Below are 24,222 nucleotides of genomic sequence, written 5' to 3'. Positions count from 1 at the left end.
GAGGCCCGCATGAGCGATTCCCTTGACCTCAGCCTGGACGGCGTAGAACGCCGATCGCTGGCTGACTTCACCGAACAGGCCTATCTCAACTACTCCATGTACGTGATCATGGACCGGGCGCTGCCGCATATTGGCGACGGCCTGAAGCCGGTGCAGCGACGCATCGTCTACGCGATGAGCGAGCTGGGCCTGGACGCTGACGCCAAGCACAAGAAGTCGGCGCGTACCGTAGGTGACGTCCTCGGCAAGTTTCACCCGCACGGCGACTCCGCCTGCTACGAAGCAATGGTGCTGATGGCGCAGCCTTTCAGCTATCGCTACACGCTGGTCGATGGCCAGGGCAACTGGGGTGCGCCGGACGACCCCAAGTCGTTCGCAGCCATGCGATACACCGAAGCCCGGCTTTCGCGGTATTCCGAGGTACTGCTTTCCGAGTTGGGACAGGGTACGGCCGACTGGGTGCCGAACTTTGACGGCACGCTGGACGAGCCGGCCGTTTTGCCTGCGCGCCTGCCAAATATCCTGCTCAATGGCACCACCGGCATTGCTGTCGGCATGGCCACTGATGTCCCGCCGCACAACCTGCGAGAGGTCGCGTCGGCGTGTGTGCGCCTGCTCGACGAGCCGAAAGCGACCATCGAACAGCTGTGCGAACACATTCAGGGTCCTGATTACCCGACAGAAGCGGAGATCATCACCCCGCGTGCCGACCTGCTGAAAATCTACGAAACGGGTCGTGGCTCGGTGCGGATGCGTGCGGTTTATCGTGTTGAAGACGGCGATATCGTCGTCACCGCGCTGCCGCATCAGGTCTCGGGCGCCAAGGTGCTGGAGCAGATCGCTGCGCAAATGCAGGCCAAGAAGCTGCCGATGGTGGCGGACCTGCGTGATGAGTCGGACCACGAGCATCCGTGCCGCATCGTGATTATTCCACGTTCAAATCGCGTGGACCCAGAAGAGCTGATGCAGCATCTGTTTGCCACCACCGAGCTGGAATCCAGCTATCGGGTGAACGTCAACATCATCGGTCTGGACGGCAAGCCGCAGCTCAAGAATCTCAAAGCACTGCTGTCGGAGTGGCTGACCTTCCGTATTAACACCGTGCGCCGCCGGCTGCAGTTCCGCCTGGATAAAGTCGAGCGTCGTCTCCACCTGTTGGAAGGCTTGCTCACCGCGTATCTGAACCTGGATGAAGTGATTCATATCATCCGTACCGCCGAGCACCCGAAAGCCGAGCTGATCGCGCGTTTTGCGTTGTCCGAGATTCAGGCTGATTACATCCTCGACACACGGTTGCGTCAGCTGGCCCGTCTGGAAGAGATGAAGCTGCGCGGCGAGCAGGATGAACTGCTCAAGGAGCAAGCCAAGTTGCTCGCCCTGCTGGGCAGCGAAACCAAGTTGCGCAAGCTGGTACGCACTGAACTGATTGCTGATGCCCAGACCTACGGCGATGACCGTCGCTCGCCCATTGTTGAGCGTGCGGAGGCCAAAGCGCTGTCGGAAAACGAGCTGATGCCCACAGAACCGGTCACCGTGGTGCTGTCGGAAAAAGGCTGGGTGCGCTGCGCCAAAGGTCACGACATCGACGCTACCGGGCTTTCGTACAAAGCAGGCGATGGCTTCAAGGCAGCAGCAGCGGGCCGGTCGAACCAGTTTGCGGTGTTCATCGACTCGACAGGGCGCAGCTATTCGCTGGCGGCGCATACGTTGCCGTCCGCCAGAGGGCAGGGCGATCCGCTGACGGGTCGCCTGACACCGCCACCGGCCGCCACGTTCGAATGCGTGCTGCTGCCAGAGGACGACGCCTTGTACGTGGTTGCTTCCGACGCCGGCTACGGTTTTGTGGTCAAGGGTGAAGACCTGCAGGCCAAGAACAAGGCGGGCAAGGCGCTGCTGAGTCTTCCGGCCGGGGCTAAGGTGATTCTGCCGCGCCCTGTGCCTGACCGCGAACAGAACTGGCTCGCTGCGGTGACCACTGAAGGTCGCCTGCTGGTATTCAAGATCAGCGACCTGCCACAGCTGGGCAAAGGCAAAGGCAACAAGATCATTGGTATTCCGGGCGATCGTGTTGCCAGCCGGGAGGAGTACGTCACCGACCTGGCCGTCATCCCCAATGGCGCAACACTGGTGCTGCAGGCCGGTAAGCGCCATCTGTCGCTCAAACCCGACGATCTCGAACACTACAAAGGCGAGCGCGGACGCCGGGGTAACAAGCTGCCGCGCGGATTCCAGCGCGTCGATGCCTTGCTGGTGGAAAGCGCCAGCTAAAGCGGCTGGTTGCGCAGTCGCTCTTCGTTTCGTCACGAGAGCGACTCAGAATTGCTGGAGTCAGCGCACATATTCACGGATGATATGACGTCATCTGGCGCCGCCGTGGCGGAATGCCTTCATGTCTTCAAAGCATTTAACAGCGTGAGCGCGTTACACGGCGTTCACTTGGACGGGATGATGAATTTTCTACGTGTTCCCCGTGTTCTGTTGTTAGCCGGCGTTTTGGGTTTGGCCGGTTGCAGCGTTCATCAGCCCACGTCGCTCTATCAGCTCGACAGCGGCGAACCTGGGCAACCGAAACAAAATGGCGGGGTCGCAGTTGTATTGGGCCCGGTGGCAATCGCCGACTATCTACAACGCGAAACCTTACTTCAGCGTCAACCGGATGGCAGTCTCACAGCATCCACCGAGGGTCGCTGGGCGGGTAGCCTGTCCTCTGATATTGACCAACTGCTTCTGCGCCAGCTGGCCTGGAAGCTCGACAGCCAACGGGTAGTCATGGCGCCTGCAGCGGCCAACTTCACGCCGGATGTGCAAGTGGTGCTGTCGATCACCCGACTGGATTCGGGTGTCAAACAACCCGCGGTACTTGATGCCCAGTGGCGTTTGCTCGACCGCCGCGGCAACGTTCGCGACAGCAAGATCATCCACCTGGAAGAACCGCACGCTGGCTCTTCCGCTGCGCAGGTCAAGGCTCAAGGGGTCTTGCTGCAACGCCTGGCAGACAAGCTGAGCGTCGCGGTCAAACCTATCGCCAGTCAGCCGCTGGTGGCGGACGAGCCCAAGCGAGCAGCTACGCCAGCCAAGACCCGTACCGATCAGGACAAGCCCAAGATCCCGATGGCGTCACCGATCCGGACCGACCTGGAAGTGTTTCGCTTCTAGGATTCGCGGCCACAAAAAAGCCCGCAGCGATGCGGGCTTTTTTTTTGCTGCGATAACCGTCAGACCTTGCGGGCTTCGTGCATACGCGCCAGTTGGCGTTCGAGCATCGATGGATAGGGCTCCATCAAACGCTCCACGCAGCTTGCACCCTCCGGGCTGGCGATCGGGCGTATGCGCGCACGCTGGCGAATGGTCGGGTCTTCGCTGATCTTGCGTTCCACCAGCAGCAAATTGCGGCTGTGCTGAGAAAGGGCCAGCGCGTCCTGGGCGGTTTCGGTCAGCAGCAGATCGATTTGATTCATCCCGTGAAGACCCTCGCCCAACGTCAGGCCCAGCTGAAGCTGAAGGGTGATCCCGCTGTCGGCGACTTCGATCTGCAACGCATGGCTCAACGCACGCAGCAACTCGCCGCAGCAGATTGCGTTGGTCAGGTAATCGTCCCCGCTGTCCTGCGTGCTGAAAACCATCAGCGAGCTGCCGTCGTTCAATGTGTGCAGTTCGCTGTCGTACAGCGAAGCGGCTTGATCGATACAGTCGCGGTAGCGCTCTAGCAGTTCGGTCAGACGCGTGCGTGGGAGCCGGCGAAGCTGCTCCTGAGAACCCAGTTGCACCGCCAGTACGGCGCTGTACTGAGGCTGCGAGGGGACGACAGGCAAAATCGGCCGTGGCGCAGGTTTCGGCGCAACGGGGGAGTGATCGCGAAGGTCCGCGAACGGGTCTTCTTCGTCGTCTTCATCTTCCTCGGCGACGATGCGGCGCGCCGGAATCACCGTGGCACGTGGCTTGGGCGCGTCGTCGAAGTCAGGGTCGGAAAGATCACTGCTATCGAACTCGGGGGAGGCGTCCTCTTCATCCTCGACCTGTACAGGCTCGGGAACAGGCACCGGCTCTGGCTCGGGCGGCGCATACGAGGTCTTCAGCTGGCGAGCCAGGTCCCCGATTTCGTCCTGACGCTCTGTGGCCGGCGTATAGGGGTCGATGTAGCGCAACCACATGCGCAGTTGCAGCATGGGCGTGGAAATGTGCCGTCCCAGACGAAGGCTCAAGGCCAGCGCCAGTGCCAGCAGGATACCGGCCAGAATGGCCATGCTCTGCAGGCTGATGGTCAGTGGCTGTTGGAATTGCCCCATGTCCAGGCTGATGCGCAGCGTCCCGGCGACCACGTCCTGGAAGGTGATCTTGATTTCGTAGAGCCCCTCCGCTTCGCCCAGCAAACCGTTTTTCGGGCGCTGGCCGGCTTCGGCAAGGATGCGGTTGTCGGGGCTATAGATCGCCGCATGGGCCACCAGCGGATTTTTCACCAGATTGCCCAGGAGCACGTTCAGGCTGAGGATGTCATTGGACACCAGCAGCTCGGTCGCGGACGTGGCGGTCTGTGTGGTCAGGGCTTGCCCCAATGCGTCGGCCTGTTCGTGCATGGCTTGCTTGAACTGCAAACCCATGACGCAGGCGTAGATCACCAGAGCCAACGCGACGAGGATCACGTTATGGCTGGCGATGCGCAAAGCAATCGGTACACGTCGATGACGCAATGCCCGGAAGATCAGCAAGAAGAAATTATCGGTTTTTACTGGCGTGGGCCGGTTCACTGAGCACGGCTCTCTTGGTGAAGTTGGGGCGCAGTATAGCGAGCGACCCTGTAGCGGCAAAGCGCTGGCTGTGCCCGGCGGTCACTGAAAGTGCGTAGAATGCGGTTTTTTTCAACTGCGGGGGTGCGACTTGCGCGAAATCGTCCTGATAAACATCACCGGTGCAGACCGTCCCGGCCTCACTGCAGCCATCACCGGTGTGCTGGCCGAAGGCGGCGTGAACATTCTCGACATCGGTCAGGCGGTGATTCATGACGTGCTGTCCTTCGGCCTCTTGATCGAACTGCCTGATACCGAATCAGGCGCGTCCGTGCTTCAGAGCCTTCAAGCGGCTGCTGACGAACTGGGCCAGCAAGTGCGTTTCAGCCGCGTCAGCGAAGCCGACTACCAGCATTGGGTCGACGGGCAAGGCAAGGCGCGGCACATCGTGACGCTGCTGACGCGCAAGGTCACCGCCGAGCAATTGCAGACCGTCAGCGCGATCACCGCCAAGTACGGTTTGAATATCGATCGAATCGACCGGCTTTCTGCGCGCGTGCCGCTGGACGCGCCAAGCGCGAAAGGCAAGGCCTGCGTCGAGTTCTCCGTACGCGGTGAACCGGCGGATGCCCAGCAGATGCAAGCCGAGTTCCTGCAGGTTGCACAAGCGCTGAACGTCGACATCGCGTTCCAGCAGGATTCCCTGTACCGCCGCAATCGCCGCCTTGCAGTGTTCGATATGGACTCAACCCTGATCGAGGCCGAGGTCATCGACGAGTTGGCCAAGGCCCATGGCGTCGGCGAGCGTGTTTCGGAGATCACTGAGCGCGCGATGCGCGGCGAGCTCGATTTTCGGGCCAGTTTCAAAGAGCGGCTGGCGCTGCTCAAAGGACTGGACGTCAAGGTGCTCGATGAAATCGGCGCTTCGTTGCGCTTGACTGAAGGCGCCGAAACCCTGTTCGCCGAACTCAAGCGGCTGGGCTATAAAACCGCGATTCTGTCGGGCGGCTTCACCTACTTCGCCCGCCAATTGCAGGCCCGGTTGGGCATTGACTACATTTTCGCCAACGAACTGGAAGTGGTCGATGGCAAGTGTACGGGCAATGCCATCGAGCCTATCGTGGACGCTCAGCGCAAGGCCGACCTGTTACGGGAGTTGGCGAGCAAGGAAGGCCTGAGTCTGGAGCAGACCATTGCAGTTGGCGACGGCGCAAACGACTTGCCAATGCTTGCCATCGCCGGTCTCGGCGTTGCGTTCCGCGCCAAGCCGCTGGTCAAGCAGTCGGCAAAGCAAGCCATCTCGACCCTGGGACTGGACGGCGTGCTGTATTTGCTGGGGGTTCGTGATCGGGAAGGGCGGGGCTTTTAAACGGCACCGACGTCGTCGAGGCATTCAGAGGGATGCCTCACTGGCTCAAAGCACGGTCCACAGTGAATCAAATTCCTGCTCCGGGCCGCCATCGTTTGAAGGCGTGGTCTTCTTCGGCCCCTCGATGATCTGATACTCGAACTGGTTATAGCTGCCCGTCGTCGCACGGCGGTTGCTCAGGCTGGCGCGCCGCTCTTCGCCGCTGGTATTGATCAGCACCCTGGAGCCATCCTCGAATGGTACACGCGGTGCGATAACCGTCGCGGGCACGTCTATGGCGCGAACCTCTGGCAGCAGCAAAGCGCGCAGGAACTGGCTGCTCTGCTCGGCACGCGTCAACTGCATGCCGCACGCCTGGGCAAACGGGGCGATGAGCTCGACCCCCATCTGCATGCCGCCGCCCCGCACCTGCCGTACCCAGCGCACGACCGCAATACTCCAGCCGTGGCCGTGATCCTGGATACCGATCATCTCGCCTGCCTGCAACTGGTCAGGCACTTCTTTCGGCCAGGCGAGGCAATAGCCGCCAGGGCTGTGATTGACGATGTGCAGAGCATAAGTCGGAAAGCTTTTCTGCCCGTCCGAAGCAGCGTTGCCTTCGGCATCGTCGCGCTTATATTCGATTTCCTCGAACGGCAACATGGTGTTCGCAGTGCCCGGGCGGGCTGCATCTGCGGCCTCCGCCCACGGATCATGACGGCCCGGCTTGAGCGGCTGAAGGCTGAATTCGGCCGCTCTAGACAATGTCGACATCCGCAACAGGTCGCTGAAAGACTGCTGACCGCCGACGTAGTAATGCAGGGCGCTCATGCCCACGCAAACAGTCAGCGTGCCTTGCCCTGGCGTGCGTTGAAAGGCGCGCTCGGAGACATCGCCCCAGGCGGCAGCAAGGTGCTGCAGCACGTCCATGGACAAACCTGGCGGAACCTTCAGCGGTGACTTTCCGCGTTCCGCCGGGGGCAGTTCCATGTAGCGTTCCAGCGCTGCCGAAAGGGGGCGAGGGTCGATGCCAAGCAGGTTCGCCCGTTGGTCATCGTCGTATAGGGCAGCATAACGAGGCGCCATGTCGGTGCCGGGCGCCACAGCGTACAAGCTCTTGTCATCCAGAGGTTGCTGCAGCGTAACCATCGCGCTCCAGGCATCAAGCGCTTCGGCCAGCTTGCCGATATTGTGCTGGCGCATCTGGTTGCAGCGGGAGCAGCCCATCATCAGGGCAACGAGGTACGTGTGCTCGACGCTCATGGCCTGAGTGTTGAGGGCCAGGCTATCGGCCACCGGCACGTTGTGCAGCCGATGCTGACGAGCAATTTGGTAAATCTGGTGCAGTTCAAGCCACAAGCCATCTTGCACCGGACAGTAAAGCTGGTTTGCGCGGATCAGCGGCCCGTTCAGACAGCTTAGCGCGCGCTGGAGCGCAGTGGTCAGCAGCCCGACACGATCCTTGCTGAGCTTGGGAGCCACCCGCGCGATGATCTGCTTGTAGCCGATGGCCAGATGGTTTTGCAGCGCCTGGCAGAGGTTGGCCACTTTGCGCGGACGCTCTTCGAGCACCACCGACTGGTTGAGAAAATGGCGCTCCAGGTGCTTGCACACAAAGAACACCTCCGGACGAAGCAATTCCAGAAGCTGCATGCGATTGTCACTGGGCGTGAGCAACTGATTCAGCTCGCCCAGACCCTGGTAAAGCTGACGCGCCATCTCACCGAGGTTGGCCTTGGGCAATGTCGCGATCCAGCGCTTCATGTCTTTTGGGGTCGCGTCACAGAACGACAGGCTCGACTGCGTCGGCACAGGGGCGCGCAACAACAGCGGGAGGCTTAAATTACTCATGTGACGGGCAAACTCCAACAGCAGGCCTGAACGGCGGCGTCCAACTCCGGGGCGAACCACCCTCACCGGGCGAAAAGAGCACGTTTACGTCCAATGAAAGTGAAGTTTCCTACTGCACTGACATGGAACTCTAGCAGCATCCGACACGAGCCGCCGCTGACCCTGAGCACAGAAAATCGTCCCGGCGGGCCGTTGACGGTTACCCCTGCAGGCCAACCGTCGCGTCAGAAAAACAGCATCGTGCTTTCAGTCCGTAGACCTACGCAAGAATCAGGCCTGCACAGGCAAAGCGAGCCCTTCGCCCATTCGAACAGGCGAACCGGCCGCCAGCAGTTCGGACCATTTCACCTGGTTCGGGCCAAACAACACGATGGCGGTAGAGCCCAGTTTGAAGCGGCCCAGCTCCGCACCCTTCTCGAGATGGATAGGAGCACGCGCGGCCTCGTCGTAGCGGAACGTTTTTAGCTCACGCTTGGGCGGCGTAACCAGGCCCGCCCAGACGGTTTCGATCGATGCAACGATCATCGCGCCGACCAGTACCACCGCCATCGGACCGCGCTCAGTGTCGAACAGGCAGACCACCCGTTCGTTGCGGGCGAAGAGCTCAGGCACGTTTTCCGCAGTGGTCTGGTTGACCGAGAACAGCCGGCCAGGCACATAAACCATTTCGCGCAGGGTGCCGGCGAGCGGCATGTGAACGCGATGGTAATCCTTGGGTGACAGGTAAACGGTCGCGAATTCGCCACCCATGAACGGCGCAGACAGACGCGCATCACCGCCAAGCAGTTCCAGTGCGCTGTAGCTGTGACCCTTGGCCTGGAAAATCCGGCCATGTTCAATCGGACCCAATTGACTGACTGCGCCGTCGGCGGGGCAGAGGATCGCGCCCGGCGTTTCGTCCAGCGGGCGAGCGCCTGGCTTGAGTGAGCGGGTGAAGAAGTCATTGAAGTGCTGATACGCGGTGATGTCCTCGACCTGAGCCTGGGACATGTCAACCTGATAGCGGCGTACAAACCATTGGGTAAATGCATTCTTGAACCAGCGCACCCGGCATTCGGCAACACAGCCCGCCAGACGCGACAGCAGATGGTGGGGAAGCAAATACTGGAAAAGAATAAACAGACGCTGTTTCATCAAGATTCCTAAACGTTTGGAAAGGGAAATGCACATTGCGCCCATTGGGCGTCGATTCATTTTTCGACCGGGGTGTCCGGGTGATTGCCCCATTCGCCCCACGACCCGGCATAGCCTTTCACTCTCGGGTAGCCCAGTGCCTTGGCCACCAGATAGGTGAAACCGGAGCGGTGGTGGGTCTGGCAGTGCGTAATGATCTCTTTATCCGGCGTGATGCCGAGGCTTTCGAGGATCTGGGGCATGTCTTTACGGATACGCAGATTGCGCCTCTGATCCATGCCCGCAGTCCATTCGAAATTCACCGCGCCCGGTATATGGCCGCCTTTGGCCGCGACGACCTTTTCACCGGAATACTCCGTCGGTGCGCGAGCATCCCAGATCGCCAGATCAGCGGCGCCAAGACGGCTGTGCAGATACTCACGGGTCGCAGTGGGCTCGTCGTGCAACGTCAGCTGAACAGGACCACCCGCGGCAGCTGGCACGTCTGTCGACAGTTGCAGACCTTCGCCTTGCCAGGCCAGCAGGCCACCGTCGAGATAGTGATACTTTTTGTGTCCGATCACGTCGAGCAACCAGATGAAGCGGCCTGCCCAACCGCCGCCTTCGTCGTCGTAAACCACGTAGACGGCGTCAGGATTGTGGCCCAGTTCACCGAACAGAGCCTCCAGTTGCGTCTGGGTTGGCAACAGCCCCGGCGCAGGGGGCAAGCCCAGTTGTGTGCGTTTCGGATCGACAAAACGTGCGCCGGGCAGGTGCCCGGCCTCGTAGCGGGCCGGGCTGGTCAGGTCGACCAGAATAAGCTCGGGAGCGCTGAGGCGGGCCTGCAGGTCTGCGGGCTCGATGACCAGCGGCAAGCTTGAAAAGGCAGACATTTGGCGTCTCCGGATCGCGAAAAGGTTGCGAATTGTAGCTCAGCTGTCAGCCGTTGCGATGGCTAAAGGTCGTGAGCGCTTTCTCGATGCACTGTCCGGTTTTGCCGAACGCCTGCACGGACATTTCAGAAAAAGGCCCACCCCCCTGATCGGCCATCACCAACATCACCACGCGACCATTGCTGGCAAGTGAGCGGATCAAGAGATGTTCGCCGCTGAACAAATGGCGCAGTTGTGCCGGCAGCAGCGCCGAGAACTGCGCGTTGTTCGCAGGTGTCAGGCGGAGCTGTGTGGGCTGTGCAAGCAGGCGCTGCAGCAATGTACTGTTGTTGTAGGGAACCAGCAGCGCGGCGGCTGACTTGTCCAGCCCTGCGATTTGATGCACACGCAGGCTGTCGGTTTTTCGATCAGTCATCAGCAACACCACCCGCTGCATACCGGCCGCCACCAATGCATCCCGAGCGCAAGTTGTCAGGTGCATCGCGTTGATGAAAATGCCGGGCTCTTTGAGCAGGTCGGCGCAATGCCTGCGCCATACCTGCAGCGCATCGGGCGTGGGCGCCGGCGCTGGCAGCATGCCTTTATGCACGCGGCGCGCGTTCCACGGCCAAAGCAGCGCCTGTGCCGGATGCCAGATGTCCGGGGTCGAGTGCTGACGCGCGCTGGCCACAGCGTTTTGGTGAACCTGCTGTTGAAGCTGGTCCAGCGGCTGCTGCAGATAAAGACTGGTCAACAGTTGCCAGCGCAGGCTGTGCGGCGTGTCCCAGGCTTGATGCGCGGAAAGCGCCAGGCCGTTGGCCAACAAAATCGTGTTGGCGGGCTGATTGAGCCAGCGTCGAAGAGGCAGATCGGCATCGAGCTGCTGCCGCTGCTTGAGTGCGTCGTCGTTGCCGTGAGCGATGCGCAGGACTTTGACCAGACTGCGCTGCTGAGAGGTCAACAGTTCGTACCCTTGGGTCACCCAGACAGGCAGGCGCCAGTGGTGTGCCAGCGCCTGACAGAGATGCACCAGCCGTACGCCAAACAGCGAGTTTTCCACCGACTTGGCGCATTCACCTTTGTGGATAACCCGCAGCTCCCATTCTTCCAGTAGCGTGGGGTGTGCCAGCGCCATGGGCCAGAGCGGCGAGAGAAAGAGCAGACTGCCCAGGTGGATGTCCTGCCACAGCCGTGCCAGTTGATTGGCAAATAAACCGTAAGCCTGTTGCATCGCGTGCTGGCTGATCATCTGCAATTGGCGCAAGGCCACCGGAATCTCGCGTGCGTCGACGCTGGGCAAGCGCGCCAGCAGCGCTTCCGTACGCGCCAGGCCCAGGCGATTGATGGCTACCTCAAGACTCTCCGCAGGCTGAGTCAGGGCGTTATTGGCCAGGTTGGCCTCGCGCAGAACATTGAGCACCAAGGCCGGGCTGTCTTGCATGAGGTCTGCGATGTCACGCAACGAGCGACGGCTGTCGGTCAACGCGGCCTGAACTCGCTGATGCGCCACTGCGGGCACCGGCAACGCGATGCTGTCGAGCTGCTTTATCCATTGATCCAGGCTGCGGGGGACAGGGAGCGACGTAGCTTTATCTGATTGCATTCACAACACCCGTACGGCTGGGAGATTAGATCGACGTCGAGTACTGGCATCATGCTGGCCCTTGCAGCACACGGTCCGGCGGCACACATCGGTCAGGATTTTCGCGTGTTCTGACTATAGTCTGGCGCATTCATGCCGATAAGCAGGACAAGAGTTTCAGGCGCTTCTCGCGCAATGACCATGAACCCGACTCAGTAAGTATTTTCTACCTATGGCAAAAATTATCGGCATCATCGTCGTTTTCGCGAGCGTTCTCGGCGGATACGTACTGTCCCACGGTCAGATCGCTGCGTTGATCCAGCCTTTCGAGGTCATGATCATCGGCGGTGCGGCGCTGGGTGCATTCCTGCAAGCCAACCCGGGCTATATGACCATGCTGGTCATCAAGAAGTCCTTGAAGATGTTCAGCACCCGGTTCACCCATGGTTACTACCTTGAGGTGTTGGGCCTGGTCTACGAGATCCTCAACAAAAGCCGTCGCGAAGGCATGATGGCCATTGAAGGGGACATCGAAGAACCTGAGAACAGCCCGATTTTCGCCAAATATCCAGGCGTGCTCAAAGACACCCGCATGATCGCGTTCATCTGCGATTACCTGCGCATCATGTCCTCCGGCAACATGGCGCCGCACGAGCTGGAAGGCTTGTTCGACATGGAGCTGCTGAGCATGAAAGAAGAGCTTGAGCATCCTTCCCATGCGGTCACCGGGGTGGCCGATGCGATGCCCGGTTTCGGTATCGTCGCTGCGGTACTGGGTATCGTTGTGACCATGGCGTCCCTGGGTTCGGGCGACAAGGCCGCGATCGGCATGCACGTAGGTGCGGCGCTGGTCGGTACGTTCTTCGGTATTTTGGCGGCCTACGGCTTCTTCGGCCCGCTGGCCACTTCTCTGGCTCACGATGCCAAAGAAGAAATGAATGTCTACGAATCGATCAAGGCCTCGCTGGTTGCGTCGGCGTCCGGTGTGCCGCCTTCGCTGGCTGTAGAGTTCGGTCGCAAGGTGCTTTATCCAGCCCATCGCCCCAGCTTCAGTGAGCTGGAACAAGCTGTCCGCGGTCGTTGATCCATGGAAAATAATCAGCCGATTATCATAAAGCGCGTCAAGCGCTTTGGCGGGGGGCACCACGGCGGCGCCTGGAAGATTGCCTTCGCCGACTTTGCGACGGCGATGATGGCGTTCTTCCTTGTGCTCTGGCTGATGTCGTCGGCCACGCCCGAGCAACTGGTCGCTATTGCCGGTTACTTCAAGGACCCGGTCGGTTTCTCCGACAGCGGCTCGCCCTATGTGATCGACCTGGGCGGCTCGCCGGAGATGTCTCCTGACCAGACGCTCAACCCGGAAGTCAAATCGACGCCTGCACCAGACCGCGTGCCGGTTGATGCCGATCAGCAGGACTCGGCTGCCGAGCAGGTTGAGCAGGACCGTCTGGAGATGTTGCTGCAGGAACTGCAGACCAAGGTGAACGAGAACCCGCAACTGGCGAAGTTCAAGGACCAGATTCTGTTCGAGATTACTCAGGACGGGTTGCGTATCCAGATCACGGACGCGGACAACCGCCCGATGTTTGATATCGGCAGCGCGAAGCTTAAACCGTATTTCGAAGACATCCTGCTGGCCATGGCTGACACCATCAAAGCGGTGCCGAACAAGGTCAGCATCAGCGGTCACACCGATGCGACGCCTTACGTGGGCAACAACGGCTTCGGTAACTGGGAGCTGTCGTCAGGTCGCGCGAACGCCGCACGACGGGCGTTGGTGGCGGGAGGTTACCCCGATCCGCAAGTGGCGCGTGTGGTGGGTTACGCCTCGTCGGCGCTGTACGACAAGCAGCACCCGCAGAACCCGATCAACCGCCGTATCGACATCGTGGTGATGACCAAGAAAGCGCAGCAGCGTATCGAAGGCGCGCAGAACTCGGGTGAAGCACCGCAAACGCCGGATGCACCGAGCGGCGCTGCGCCAGCGCCGACGCCAGGCGCCATTGCACCTGCCAATCAACCGGGGGCATCGATCTCGACGCCCGCCGTTGATCCCCAGGCGTATGCCCAGCCGCACGAGATTCGGCAGAAGCTGAACATTTTCGATCAGGGCCAGCTGAAGATCGACGAAACCAGGAACTGACGCCTGGCTGCACAAATAAAAACGCCGCGATGATCGCGGCGTTTTTGTTTCAGCTTTTTGACAGTCCGACTTGCCGGCCTTGCGGACGGCAGCTTCTGCTAATAGTGCGAAGTGCAGAAGGCGGGTCTGGAGCAATCCGCGTGTAGGAGCGCGCTTGCCCGCGAAGGCGATTCGTCTGCTTCATCAATGTCGCCTGACCGACCCCATTCGCGGGCAAGCGCGCTCCTACAATCTGTCGCCGAATCTGGATGCCATGGAGAGGCTCAGTAGCTGCTCTCCGGCAAGCTCGCGATGATCGAACGATAGCTGTTCATCCGCTGCTGTTGCACGCGACCGTCTGCCAGGCCTTGCAGCAATGCACAGCCGGGTTCGCGGTCGTGTTTGCAGTCGCGGAAGCGGCATCTGCCCAGCAGGTCGTTGAACTCGATGAAGCCCGCTTCGACGTCAGCTCGGCTGACGTGGCCCAGTCCGAATTCCCGGATGCCGGGGGAGTCGATCAAGTCGCCGCCACGCGGAAAGTGGAACAGACGCGCGGTGGTCGTGGTGTGCGTGCCCTGACCTGAATATTCCGACAACGGCCCCACGCGGGTGCCGACTTCCGGCAACAGGCTGTTCACCAGCGAGGACTTGCCGACGCCGGACTGACCGACGAACACACTGATGTGGCCATCAAGCTGGTCTTGCAACTGCTGCATGCCGTCGCCGTGGTGCGCTGAAACTTCCAGCACTGGATAACCCAGCGTGCGGTACACCGCCAGCAGCGCATTGAGTGCAGGAGCGTTTTGATCGTCGATCAAGTCGAATTTGTTGAGCAGCAATAGCGGGCGAATGCCAGCGTGCTCGGCGGCCACCAGATAACGGTCGATCAGGTTGGCGTGGGGTTCGGGCATGGGTGCGAAGACGATGACGATAAGGTCGACGTTGGCGGCGACCGGCTTGAGCTGGCCCCGGCTGTCCGGGCGGCTCAGTTCGGTGTCCCGCGGCAGCTGCGCCACGATGACTCCGATGCCTTGATTGCCGGCGCGCCACACAACTCGGTCGCCAGTCACCAGGGCCGGGAGGTTGGCGCGCAAATGGCAGCGGAAAACCTGACCCTGCAGCTCGCCGTCCTGCGCCTCGACTTCCACTTGCACGCCAAAGTGCGCGATGACCAGACCCGTTTGCTCGGGACCCAGATCGCCGCCTTCCAGCGTTTCGAGGGCGTTTGATTCGCGTTTGGCGGCACGTGCTGCACGTTCGCCCTGAATCTTTTCGATGCGCCAGTTCTGGCGGCGGTTGAGTTGGCGTTTGGCCATGGGTGTTCAATGTTCCGTTTGAAGACGCATAAAAGCTGCTGATTTGATAGAGCGCGAGCGAGTCTAGCACGCCCGGGTGGGCTAAACTGCGCGCCAACGCTGAGGAGCCGACATATGCAGAACAAACAGAATCTTATCTGGATCGACCTGGAAATGACCGGTCTGGACCCGGATAACGACGTCATCATCGAGATGGCAACCATCATCACCGACAGCGAGCTCAACACGTTGGCCGAGGGCCCGGTCATCGCGGTTCACCAAAGCGATGAGCTGCTGAACGGCATGGACGAATGGAACACCCGTCAGCACGGTGGTTCCGGCCTGACCCAGCGCGTGCGCGAGAGCAAAATCTCCAACGATGAAGCCGAGGCCATGACGCTTGAGTTCATCAAGCCATGGGTGCCCGAGCGCAGTTCGCCCATCTGCGGCAACAGCATCTGCCAGGATCGCCGCTTTTTGTACAAGCGCATGCCGACGCTGGAAAACTACTTCCATTACCGCAACCTCGACGTATCGACCCTCAAGGAACTGGCTGCGCGCTGGTCGCCGGAACTGAAGTTCAAGAAGGGCAGCACTCACCTGGCGCTGGACGATATCCGCGAATCGATCGCCGAGCTGCGTTTTTATCGCGAGCACTTCATCAAGGCATAAGGGCAGGGCGTCGGTCGCCGGGTCTCGCCGACAAGATAGCGCCCAGCTAGAAGTGCTCTCTATGGGTGCTTCGGTTGAATGGTTAGACTGCGCCCCTTTCTCGCAGGGACTGCCACCATGTTGTTGATGCTCTACCTGATCGCTATTACTGCAGAAGCCATGACCGGCGCGCTGTCTGCCGGTCGCCGCGGTATGGACTGGTTCGGTGTGGTACTGATCGCCTGCATCACCGCACTGGGCGGCGGGTCGGTTCGCGATGTGCTGCTGGGGCATTACCCACTGACCTGGGTCAAGCACCCCGAGTATCTGATTCTCACCAGCATCGCGGCGCTGGTGACTATCTTCATTGCGCCGCTGATGCGGCATTTACGTTCGTTGTTTCTGGTGCTCGATGCGCTGGGTCTGGTGGCGTTCACCCTGATTGGCTGCATGACCGCGCTGGACATGGGGTTGAGCATGACCGTCGCCGCCGTGAGCGGTGTGATCACGGGCGTGTTCGGCGGGATTCTGCGAGACATCTTCTGCAACGACATCCCGCTCATCTTTCGTCGCGAGCTGTATGCGAGCGTGTCATTTGCAGCGGCGTGGTGCTTTTTGCTGTGTCAGTACGCCGGGCTGCCAGTGGAGCAGGGCACGCTGATCACGCTGTTTGGCGGGCTGTTACTGAGGCTGCTCGCGATCAGGTTTCGCTGGGAGATGCCGAAGTTTGTTTACAAGGATGGCCACTGACAGAGCGCTGCTACACGATGCGCGCTGCAGCCTTGATCTCATGCTGTTTCAGCGCCCATTCCACATGCTCGCGCACCATCTCCGACGGATGGCCCAGCCGGGCTTTCAGGGCTTCGATCACCGGAATGGTAGACGGTGCATTGCCCAGTCCCACCGCTAGATTCCTCAGCCAGCGCTCATAGCCGGCGCGCCGCAGGGGCGACCCTTCGGTATTGCTCAGAAACGTCGTTTCGTCCCACAAAAACAGCGTCGTCAGCTCAGCGTTGTCGAGGCCGTGGCGCGGTTTGAAATCCGATTGATCAGTCGGCCGGGCGAAGCGATTCCAGGGGCAGACAATCTGGCAGTCATCACAGCCAAACACCCGATTGCCGATCAGTGAGCGCAAGTCTTCGGGGATCGACGTTTTCAGCTCGATCGTAAGGTAAGAGATGCACTTGCGTGCATCCAGCACGTACGGTCCGACAAAGGCGTTGGTCGGGCACACATCCAGGCACGCCGTGCAGCGACCGCAATGTTCCGTCGCGTGCGGCGCATCGACGGGCAGGGGCAGGTCAACGAACAATTCACTCAGGAAGAAGTAACTGCCGGCCTTACGATTGAGCACCAATGTGTTCTTGCCGATCCAGCCAAGCCCTGCCTGCTCGGCGATGGCCTTCTCCAGCACCGGTGCACTGTCGACAAAAGCCCGGAACCCAAAGGGGCCGATGGCCTGCTGGACGCGTTCGGCCAACTGCTGTACGCGCTTGCGAATGAGCTTGTGATAGTCACGGCCCAGCGCATAACGGGAGACGTAGGCTTTTTCCCGCTGACCCAGCAACTGCGCCATTTGCGTATCGCCGGGCAGATAATCCATCCGCAACGACACCACCCGCAGCGTTCCCGGCACCAGTTCGTCCGGATGCGAACGTTTGCTGCCGTGCGCTGCCATATAGTCCATCTCGCCGTGGTAACCCGCTTCGAGCCAGCGCTCAAGGTGCCGCTCATGTTCAGCCAGGTCCAGCCCCGAGATCCCGACTTGCTGAAAGCCGAGCTCACGCCCCCATTCCTTGATCGATTGGGCAAGGTCAGTCAGTTCGGCTGCCGTGAGGCGCACTGAGGCTGTGGATGGATCTACAGTTATCGCGGACATGCAAGGAGGACACCGGGGCGCAGGTGCGTATAATTCTGCCAGACATCGGAGCCCGAAGACGCATGTTGCACAGCAAACCCCTATTTCCCGACGCACTGTATAGCGCCGCCCAGGTGCGCGACCTCGACGCGCGCCTGATTGCCGCGGGCACACCCGGATTCGAGCTGATGCAGCGTGCCGCTCATGCTGCGTGGCGTGCGATACGTCGCCGCTGGCCCGATGCCAAGCAACTCACGGTAATGGCCGGTCGCGGCAACAACGCTGGCGATGGCTACCTTATTGCAGCGTTGGCCAAACGCGCCGGCTGGCAAGTCACCGTACTGGCGGTAGGCGATTGCGCCGCTTTGGCGGGCGACGCCAGGTCAGCCTACGAAGAGGCGATGGCCGCACACGTCGACATCCAGCCGTGGCAGCAGCAAGCGCTGACCGGCATTGTCGTCGATGCGCTGTTGGGTACCGGGCTCAAAGGAGATGTGCGCGCGCCTTATGCACAGGCTATCGAGGCGATCAACGACAGCGGCCGGCCCGTGGTAGCCGTCGACCTCCCTTCGGGACTGTGCGCAGACACCGGAAGAACGCTGGGGTGTGCTGTTCGCGCTGACCTCACCGTCACCTTCATCGGTCTGAAGATTGGCCTGTTCACAGGCGATGCGGCCGATCAAGTGGGGGAGTGCGTGTTCGATGATCTGCAGGCGGATCCTGACATCATTCGCCAAACGCCAGTCAGCATCAAACGGCTGGACACCTTCAACCTGCCAAGGTTGGCGCCTCGTCCACCGACTGCGCACAAGGGCATGTTCGGTCGAGTGTTGGTAGTGGGCGGCGATCTGGGTTTTGGCGGCGCTGCGCTGCTCGCCACTGAAAGCACGCTGCGGTGCGGTGCTGGCATGGTCACGCTGGCAACGCGTCCGGAACACATCACCGCTGCACTGGCGCGGTTTCCGGAGGTCATGAGCGCTGGCGTCAGCTCTGCCAATCAACTTTATGCCCTGATCGAGCCCGCCTCGGTGCTTGTGGTCGGTCCAGGCCTGGGCCAGCACGGTTGGGGGCGTAGCCTCCTGTCCGCTGCGGCGAACGCTTCACGGGCGCAGGTCTGGGACGCCGACGCCTTGAACCAGTTGGCGACAGGTGCAGTGCGGCTACCTGCGGACAGCGTAATCACACCGCACCCGGGGGAAGCCGCGCGCTTGCTGGGTATCGATACGAAAGCGGTGCAGGCCGATCGTCCGGCTGCGGCCCGGGCGCTGGCAAAGAAATTCAATACCGTGTGTGTCTTGAAAGGCAGCGGCAGTCTGGTCGCCAATCCAGCGGGCGACCTCGCACTGGCCAATCATGGTCACCCGGCGATGGCGACCGGTGGCTTGGGCGATGTGCTGTCCGGTGTCATCGGCGCGCTGATGGCGCAAAAGATGCCGGCCTACGACGCTGCCTGTCTGGGCGTCTGGCTCCATGCGCTGGCGGGCGAGAAATGCGGCGCCAGCGGGCGCGGGCTCGCTGCCGCTGATCTGATTCCTGTTATTCGTCAGCTTCTGGAGGAGCACCAGCCGTGTCTGAGTTAACCCTGGACCTCATGGGTGAAGAAGCCATGACCCAATTCGGCGCACGTATCGCCCAAGTGACTGAAAGCAATGGGATTATCTTTCTGGAGGGTGACTTGGGGGCGGGCAAGACCACATTGTCCCGAGGCATTATCCGCGGGCTGGGGCATGCCGGCGCGGTCAAAAGTCCTACATTTACGTTGGTAGAACCTTACGAAATTGGGAGAAACCGCGCGTATCACTTTGATCTCTACCGACTTGTTGACCCGGAAGAGCTAGAATTCCTCGGCATCCGGGACTACTTCGAGGGCGACGCTCTTTGTCTGATCGAGTGGCCCAATCTGGGTGCAGGCTTTTTGCCAAAGCCCGACCTGATCATTACCATAAGGCCGCGTGATGAGGGTCGGACATTGACCCTGAGCCCAAAAAGCTCGCGTGGCGAGACGTGGTGTGCCGCTTTGGCGCCGGAATTCAAATAGACATTCAATAGATATGGGGTTTGGTATGCGCATGCGCGCGCTGGTTACTGTGATTGGACTGCTGATGGCGACACTGGCTGTCGACGCGTTGGCCGCTTCACAGGTACGAAGTGTCCGCTTATGGCGTGCTCCGGATAACACTCGGTTGGTTTTCGACCTGTCCGGGCCTGTTCAGCACAGCGTTTTCACCCTGCAATCTCCTGATCGTCTGGTCATCGATATCAATGGCGCTACCCTCGGCGGTGCGCTGAATGTGCCGACAGCCAACACCCCGATCACCAGCATGCGCTCCGCTCAGCGCACCCCCGACGATTTGCGCGTAGTCATCGACCTGAAAAAGGCAGTGACGCCGAAAAGCTTCACACTTGCGCCCAATCAGCAATACGGCAATCGTCTGGTGGTCGATCTGTACGACAACGCCGCGGATGCCAACCCCGCGCCTTCCATTGCCGATACACCTGCGGCGGCGGCTCCCGCGACGCCTGCGGTGCCAATCTCCCCGTCCAAGCCTGAAATCAAACTCACCCCGGTGCCTAATGGCAAACGAGACATCGTCGTTGTCATTGATGCCGGGCACGGCGGGGAAGACCCGGGCGCTTCCGGTGGCAGAGGCGAGAAAGAAAAGAACGTCGTGCTCGCAATTGCCAAGGAGTTGCAGCGCCAGATCAATGGCGAGAAAGGTTACCGCGCCGAGCTGACGCGTACCGGCGACTACTTCATCCCGCTGCGTAAACGCACGGAAATCGCTCGGGCCAAGGGTGCTGATCTGTTCGTGTCCATTCACGCTGACGCAGCGCCCTCTTCGGCGGCGTTTGGCGCTTCGGTGTTCGCCTTGTCCGAGCGCGGCGCGACGTCAGAAACGGCGCGCTGGCTGGCCGACAGTGAGAACCGTTCCGACCTGATCGGTGGCGCCGGCGCCGTGAGCCTGGACGACAAGGACCGCATGCTCGCTGGCGTATTGCTGGATTTGTCCATGACCGCATCGCTGACGTCGAGCCTCAACGTCGGGCAGAAGGTCTTGACCAACATCGGGCGGGTTACGTCACTGCACAAGTCCCGGGTCGAGCAAGCTGGCTTTATGGTGCTCAAGTCGCCCGATATTCCGTCGATCCTGGTCGAGACGGGTTTCATCTCCAATGCCGCCGAAGCCAACAAGCTGGAAGGTGCGAGCCATCAGCAAGCCTTGGCGCGCTCGATCACGGCTGGCGTGAAACAGTTCTTCCAGCAGAATCCGCCGCAAGGGACCTACATTGCCTGGCTACGGGATAACGGAAAGCTGGCCATGGGTCCCCGCGAGCATACGGTGCGGCCCGGTGAATCGCTGAGCATGATCGCTGCGCGCTACGACATGACCATGCCGATGATCCGTGCGGTCAACCACATGAGCTCCGACGAATTGAAAGTCGGTCAGCAACTCAGGATTCCCAGCGCGGAACTGGCGGGTGAGCCGTGACTGACCTGCTGCTCGGCGATCAAGAGCTCGACATTGATGTAAGCGCCGAAGCGCCTGCTGCGGAGGCTGCACGCATTCAGCTGCTGAGCCCCCGACTGGCCAACCAGATTGCAGCGGGCGAGGTCGTCGAACGACCGGCCTCGGTCATCAAGGAACTGCTGGAGAACAGCCTCGACTCCGGCGCGCGGCGCATTGATGTCGACGTCGAACAGGCCGGCATCAAGTTGCTGCGCGTGCGTGACGACGGGGGCGGTATTTCTTCAGATGACCTGCCCCTCGCCCTGGCGCGACATGCCACCAGCAAGATTCGCGACCTGGAAGACCTTGAGCGGGTGATGAGCCTTGGTTTTCGCGGTGAGGCGCTGGCGTCGATCAGCTCTGTGGCGCGCCTGACCCTGACGTCTCGGACCCGCGATGCCGATCAGGCCTGGCAGGTCGAGACCGAAGGCCGAGACATGGCCTCGCGGGTTCAGCCGGCTGCGCATCCTGTTGGCACCTCCGTCGAAGTGCGGGACCTGTTTTTCAACACCCCTGCGCGGCGCAAGTTTCTCAAGGCCGAAAAAACCGAATTTGACCATTTGCAGGAAGTGATCAAGCGCATGGCGCTGGCGCGTTTCGACGTCGCCTTTCATTTGCGCCATAACGGCAAAACCGTTTTGAGCCTGCATGAGGCCCGGGATGATGTGGCGAGGGCGCGACGCGTCTCGGCGATTTGCGGCCCTGGCTTCCTGGAGCAGGCACTGCCCATTGAGGTTGAACGCAACGGCTTGAAGTTGTGGGGATGGGTGGGGCTGCCAACCTTCTCTCGCAGCCAGGCCGACTTGCAATATTTCTTCGTGAATGGCCGTGCCGTGCGCGACAAACTGGTTGCCCATGCGGTTCGGCAGGCTTATCGCGACGTGCTGTTCAATGGCCGTCACCCTACGTTCGTGTTGTTTTTTGAAGTTGATCCTGCGGTGGTAGACGTCAACGTCCATCCCACCAAGCATGAGGTGCGCTTCCGCGACGGGCGCATGGTTCATGATTTTCTTTACGGCACGCTGCACCGAGCACTTGGTGAGGTCAGGCCTGAAAATCAGCTCGCCGGAACGACCTCTGTCACGGCGCTGGTGCGGCCGACCGGGCCGGACGCCGGCGAGTTCGGGCCGCAGGGCGAAATGCGCCTGGCCAATAGCGTGCTGGAAACCCCGCAGGGGCAGGCCTGGAATACACCGGCCGGTTCCGCGCCCGGCTCTGGCAGTGGCGCGGGCTATCAATACCAGTACACGCCACGGCCGTCATCGGTGCTGCCTGCTGAAGAGGCGCGCGCCGCGTACAGCGAATTCTTTGCCCCGTTGCCGGGCGCCTCTGCACCTCCAGTTACTGGCGCTGTTGCGCTGCCAGATTCCCAGGGCGATGTTCCGCCCTTGGGGTATGCCTTGGCACAGCTCAAAGGCATTTATATCCTCGCTGAAAACGCCCACGGGCTGGTGCTGGTCGACATGCACGCGGCTCACGAGCGAATCATGTACGAGCGCCTGAAGATCGCGATGGCCAGCGAAGGCCTGAGTGGCCAGCCTCTATTGGTGCCCGAATCAATTGCAGTCAGCCAGCGTGAGGCAGACTGCGCCGAAGAGCACATGGCAATTTTCCAGCAGTTGGGCTTTGAATTGCAGCGTCTTGGCCCTGAAAGCCTGGCGATTCGACAGATTCCCGCGCTTCTCAAACAGGCCGAAGCAAATCGGCTGGTACATGACGTACTGAGTGACCTGATGGAGTACGGCACGAGCGACCGTGTCCAGGCGCACATGAATGAGTTGCTCGGCACCATGGCATGTCACGGTGCCATTCGCGCCAACCGCCGGCTGGCCATTCCGGAAATGAACGGCCTGCTGCGTGATATGGAAAACACCGAGCGCAGCGGTCAGTGCAACCATGGACGGCCCACCTGGACCCAGTTGGGTCTGGATGATCTGGACAAACTGTTCCTGCGCGGTCGCTGATGAGCAGTCTACCTCCGGCCATCTTTCTGATGGGGCCGACCGCCGCGGGCAAAACCGATCTGGCCATCGAGCTGACTAAAGTGCTGCCATGCGAGCTGATCAGCGTCGACTCTGCACTGGTTTATCGTGGCATGGACATTGGCACTGCCAAACCATCCAAAGCGCTTCTGGACGAGTATCCGCATCGGTTGATCGATATTCTCGATCCGAGCCAGAGCTATTCTGCGGCGGAGTTTCGTGCCGATGCCTTGCAGGCGATGGCTGAAATTACCAGCCGAGGAAAAATTCCTCTGCTGGTGGGCGGCACGATGTTGTATTTCAAGGCTCTATTGGAAGGGTTGGCCGATATGCCTGCCGCCGACCCTGAAATTCGTACGCAAATCGAAGCGCAAGCGGCCAGTCAAGGCTGGCAGGCCTTGCACGACGAGTTGGCGAGCATCGATCCGGTGTCGGCAGCCAGAATTCACCCAAACGATCCTCAGCGGCTGGTTCGCGCGCTGGAGGTCTTCAGGGTCAGCGGCATGAGCATGACAGCGCACCGTCAGCAACAAACTGAGCAAAGTGCTCAAGCGAGCGCTTCGGGGCGTCATCAATTGCCCTATACTGTCGCAAATCTCGCCATTGCTCCGACGGATCGCAAGGTGCTGCACGACCGAATTGCTGTTCGTTTCAGGCAAATGCTTGATGAAGGGTTTGTTGAAGAGGTCTTAGCGCTACGTTCGAGGGGTGATCTGCACTCGAATTTACCGTCCATAAGAGCTGTAGGGTATCGCCAGGTCTGGGATCACCTGGACGGCAGACTGACTTGGGACGAGATGCAGGAGCGGGGCGTCATCGCCACGCGCCAGCTGGCCAAGAGGCAGTTTACATGGCTGCGCAGCTGGCAGGATCTGCACTGGCTGGACAGCCTGGCTTGCGACAATCTGCCACGCGCCTTGAAATACCTGGGGTCGGTCTCCATATTGAGCTGAGTCCTTGCAATAGCCGTCTATCCTTGGGGGGTAACGGCCCAAGCCAACGTTTTCGAAATTATTCTATTGATCCTTAAAGGAGTGCGGCACATGTCAAAAGGGCATTCGCTACAAGACCCTTACCTGAACACTTTGCGTAAAGAAAAGGTTGGGGTTTCGATCTATCTGGTAAACGGTATCAAGCTGCAAGGCACTATCGAATCTTTTGACCAGTTCGTTATTTTGCTGAAGAACACGGTCAGCCAAATGGTTTACAAACACGCTATCTCGACTGTCGTTCCTGTTCGCCCAATTCGTCTGCCTAGCGCTTCCGAATCCGAACAGGCTGACGCCGAGCCAGGTAACGCCTGATAGGAGTCTGC

General features: G+C 60.5%; 19 protein-coding genes and 2 pseudogenes. 13 read left to right on the top strand and 8 right to left on the bottom strand.

From position 1 onward, the window contains the following. Positions 1-9 precede the first annotated feature (9 nt). A complete protein-coding gene (gene parC, locus LT42_RS17810) occupies positions 10-2,268 on the top strand; it encodes a DNA topoisomerase IV subunit A (RefSeq protein ID WP_037015783.1) in 2,259 nt (752 codons plus the stop codon). A 180-nt stretch (positions 2,269-2,448) separates the two neighbouring features. After that, positions 2,449-3,156 (top strand): PqiC family protein, encoded by a 708-nt coding sequence (locus LT42_RS17805; protein ID WP_037017498.1) that lies wholly within the window; start codon positions 2,449-2,451, stop codon positions 3,154-3,156. 59 nt (positions 3,157-3,215) lie between these two features. Here the strand turns inward: LT42_RS17805 and LT42_RS26580 are convergent. Further along, a pseudogene (locus LT42_RS26580) lies at positions 3,216-3,920 on the bottom strand (histidine kinase); the annotation flags it as partial. A gap of 72 nt (positions 3,921-3,992) precedes the next feature. Beyond that, positions 3,993-4,745 (bottom strand): annotated as a pseudogene (locus tag LT42_RS26575) (AhpA/YtjB family protein); the annotation flags it as partial. A 130-nt stretch (positions 4,746-4,875) separates the two neighbouring features. Here LT42_RS26575 and serB point away from each other — a divergent pair. Then, entirely contained in the window at positions 4,876-6,093 is a 1,218-nt protein-coding gene (gene serB, locus LT42_RS17795; RefSeq protein WP_037015778.1) for a phosphoserine phosphatase SerB, read from the top strand. 45 nt (positions 6,094-6,138) lie between these two features. Here the strand turns inward: serB and LT42_RS17790 are convergent, their stop codons facing one another. The 4 genes from LT42_RS17790 to LT42_RS17775 form a co-directional block, all read right to left on the bottom strand. Then, positions 6,139-7,923: a hypothetical protein gene (locus tag LT42_RS17790; protein ID WP_037015777.1), complete on the bottom strand. Its 1,785-nt coding sequence runs from the start codon at positions 7,921-7,923 to the stop codon at positions 6,139-6,141. 270 nt (positions 7,924-8,193) lie between these two features. Beyond that, positions 8,194-9,063 (bottom strand): archaetidylserine decarboxylase, encoded by an 870-nt coding sequence (asd, locus tag LT42_RS17785; RefSeq protein ID WP_162835419.1) that lies wholly within the window; start codon positions 9,061-9,063, stop codon positions 8,194-8,196. Positions 9,064-9,113: 50 nt separating this feature from the next. Next, on the bottom strand, positions 9,114-9,929 hold the full coding sequence (locus LT42_RS17780; protein ID WP_037015771.1) for a rhodanese-like domain-containing protein: 816 nt from the start codon (positions 9,927-9,929) through the stop codon (positions 9,114-9,116). A gap of 46 nt (positions 9,930-9,975) precedes the next feature. Next, on the bottom strand, positions 9,976-11,511 hold the full coding sequence (locus LT42_RS17775; RefSeq protein ID WP_037015767.1) for an HDOD domain-containing protein: 1,536 nt from the start codon (positions 11,509-11,511) through the stop codon (positions 9,976-9,978). A 211-nt stretch (positions 11,512-11,722) separates the two neighbouring features. On the opposite strand from LT42_RS17775, the gene motA reads away from it, so the two are divergent. Next, on the top strand, positions 11,723-12,574 hold the full coding sequence (motA, locus tag LT42_RS17770; RefSeq protein ID WP_037015764.1) for a flagellar motor stator protein MotA: 852 nt from the start codon (positions 11,723-11,725) through the stop codon (positions 12,572-12,574). Between the two features lie 3 nt (positions 12,575-12,577). Continuing rightward, the gene (motB, locus tag LT42_RS17765) at positions 12,578-13,633 is read left to right on the top strand and encodes a flagellar motor protein MotB (protein WP_037015761.1); all 1,056 of its coding nucleotides are present in this window, start codon (positions 12,578-12,580) and stop codon (positions 13,631-13,633) included. Positions 13,634-13,896: 263 nt separating this feature from the next. On the opposite strand, the gene rsgA is transcribed toward motB, so the two are convergent. Beyond that, the gene (gene rsgA, locus LT42_RS17760) at positions 13,897-14,928 is read right to left on the bottom strand and encodes a small ribosomal subunit biogenesis GTPase RsgA (RefSeq protein ID WP_037015758.1); all 1,032 of its coding nucleotides are present in this window, start codon (positions 14,926-14,928) and stop codon (positions 13,897-13,899) included. A 114-nt stretch (positions 14,929-15,042) separates the two neighbouring features. On the opposite strand from rsgA, the gene orn reads away from it, so the two are divergent. Next, positions 15,043-15,579, top strand: coding sequence for an oligoribonuclease (gene orn / locus LT42_RS17755; RefSeq protein ID WP_037015755.1), 537 nt, complete (start codon positions 15,043-15,045; stop codon positions 15,577-15,579). Between the two features lie 117 nt (positions 15,580-15,696). Further along, positions 15,697-16,308, top strand: a complete 612-nt coding sequence (locus LT42_RS17750; RefSeq protein ID WP_037015750.1) for a trimeric intracellular cation channel family protein — start codon at positions 15,697-15,699, stop codon at positions 16,306-16,308. A gap of 10 nt (positions 16,309-16,318) precedes the next feature. Here LT42_RS17750 and queG read toward each other — a convergent pair whose 3' ends face one another. Further along, on the bottom strand, positions 16,319-17,437 hold the full coding sequence (queG, locus tag LT42_RS17745) for a tRNA epoxyqueuosine(34) reductase QueG (RefSeq protein ID WP_276209544.1): 1,119 nt from the start codon (positions 17,435-17,437) through the stop codon (positions 16,319-16,321). Between the two features lie 62 nt (positions 17,438-17,499). On the opposite strand from queG, the gene LT42_RS17740 reads away from it, so the two are divergent. The 6 genes from LT42_RS17740 to hfq all read left to right on the top strand — a co-directional run bounded on the left by LT42_RS17740 (position 17,500) and on the right by hfq (position 24,211). Further along, positions 17,500-18,996 (top strand): bifunctional ADP-dependent NAD(P)H-hydrate dehydratase/NAD(P)H-hydrate epimerase, encoded by a 1,497-nt coding sequence (locus LT42_RS17740; protein WP_037015743.1) that lies wholly within the window; start codon positions 17,500-17,502, stop codon positions 18,994-18,996. Continuing rightward, positions 18,984-19,454: a tRNA (adenosine(37)-N6)-threonylcarbamoyltransferase complex ATPase subunit type 1 TsaE gene (gene tsaE / locus LT42_RS17735; protein WP_037015740.1), complete on the top strand. Its 471-nt coding sequence runs from the start codon at positions 18,984-18,986 to the stop codon at positions 19,452-19,454. Before LT42_RS17740 ends, tsaE begins: the two co-directional genes overlap by 13 nt. 25 nt (positions 19,455-19,479) lie before the next feature. Further along, the gene (locus LT42_RS17730) at positions 19,480-20,907 is read left to right on the top strand and encodes an N-acetylmuramoyl-L-alanine amidase (RefSeq protein ID WP_037015737.1); all 1,428 of its coding nucleotides are present in this window, start codon (positions 19,480-19,482) and stop codon (positions 20,905-20,907) included. Between the two features lie 32 nt (positions 20,908-20,939). Then, entirely contained in the window at positions 20,940-22,889 is a 1,950-nt protein-coding gene (gene mutL, locus LT42_RS17725) for a DNA mismatch repair endonuclease MutL (RefSeq protein ID WP_162835418.1), read from the top strand. Beyond that, complete coding sequence (gene miaA, locus LT42_RS17720; RefSeq protein ID WP_037015733.1) at positions 22,889-23,860, top strand: tRNA (adenosine(37)-N6)-dimethylallyltransferase MiaA; 972 nt, start codon at positions 22,889-22,891, stop codon at positions 23,858-23,860. The genes mutL and miaA overlap by 1 nt, the downstream gene beginning before the upstream one ends. Positions 23,861-23,950: 90 nt before the next feature. After that, entirely contained in the window at positions 23,951-24,211 is a 261-nt protein-coding gene (hfq, locus tag LT42_RS17715) for an RNA chaperone Hfq (RefSeq protein ID WP_037015731.1), read from the top strand. Positions 24,212-24,222: the final 11 nt, after the last annotated feature.

The organism is Pseudomonas lutea (assembly GCF_000759445.1).
Taxonomy (GTDB): domain Bacteria; phylum Pseudomonadota; class Gammaproteobacteria; order Pseudomonadales; family Pseudomonadaceae; genus Aquipseudomonas; species Aquipseudomonas lutea.
The sequence above is the reverse complement of the archived record's forward strand: the minus strand, read 5'-3'. Positions and strand labels throughout refer to the sequence as shown.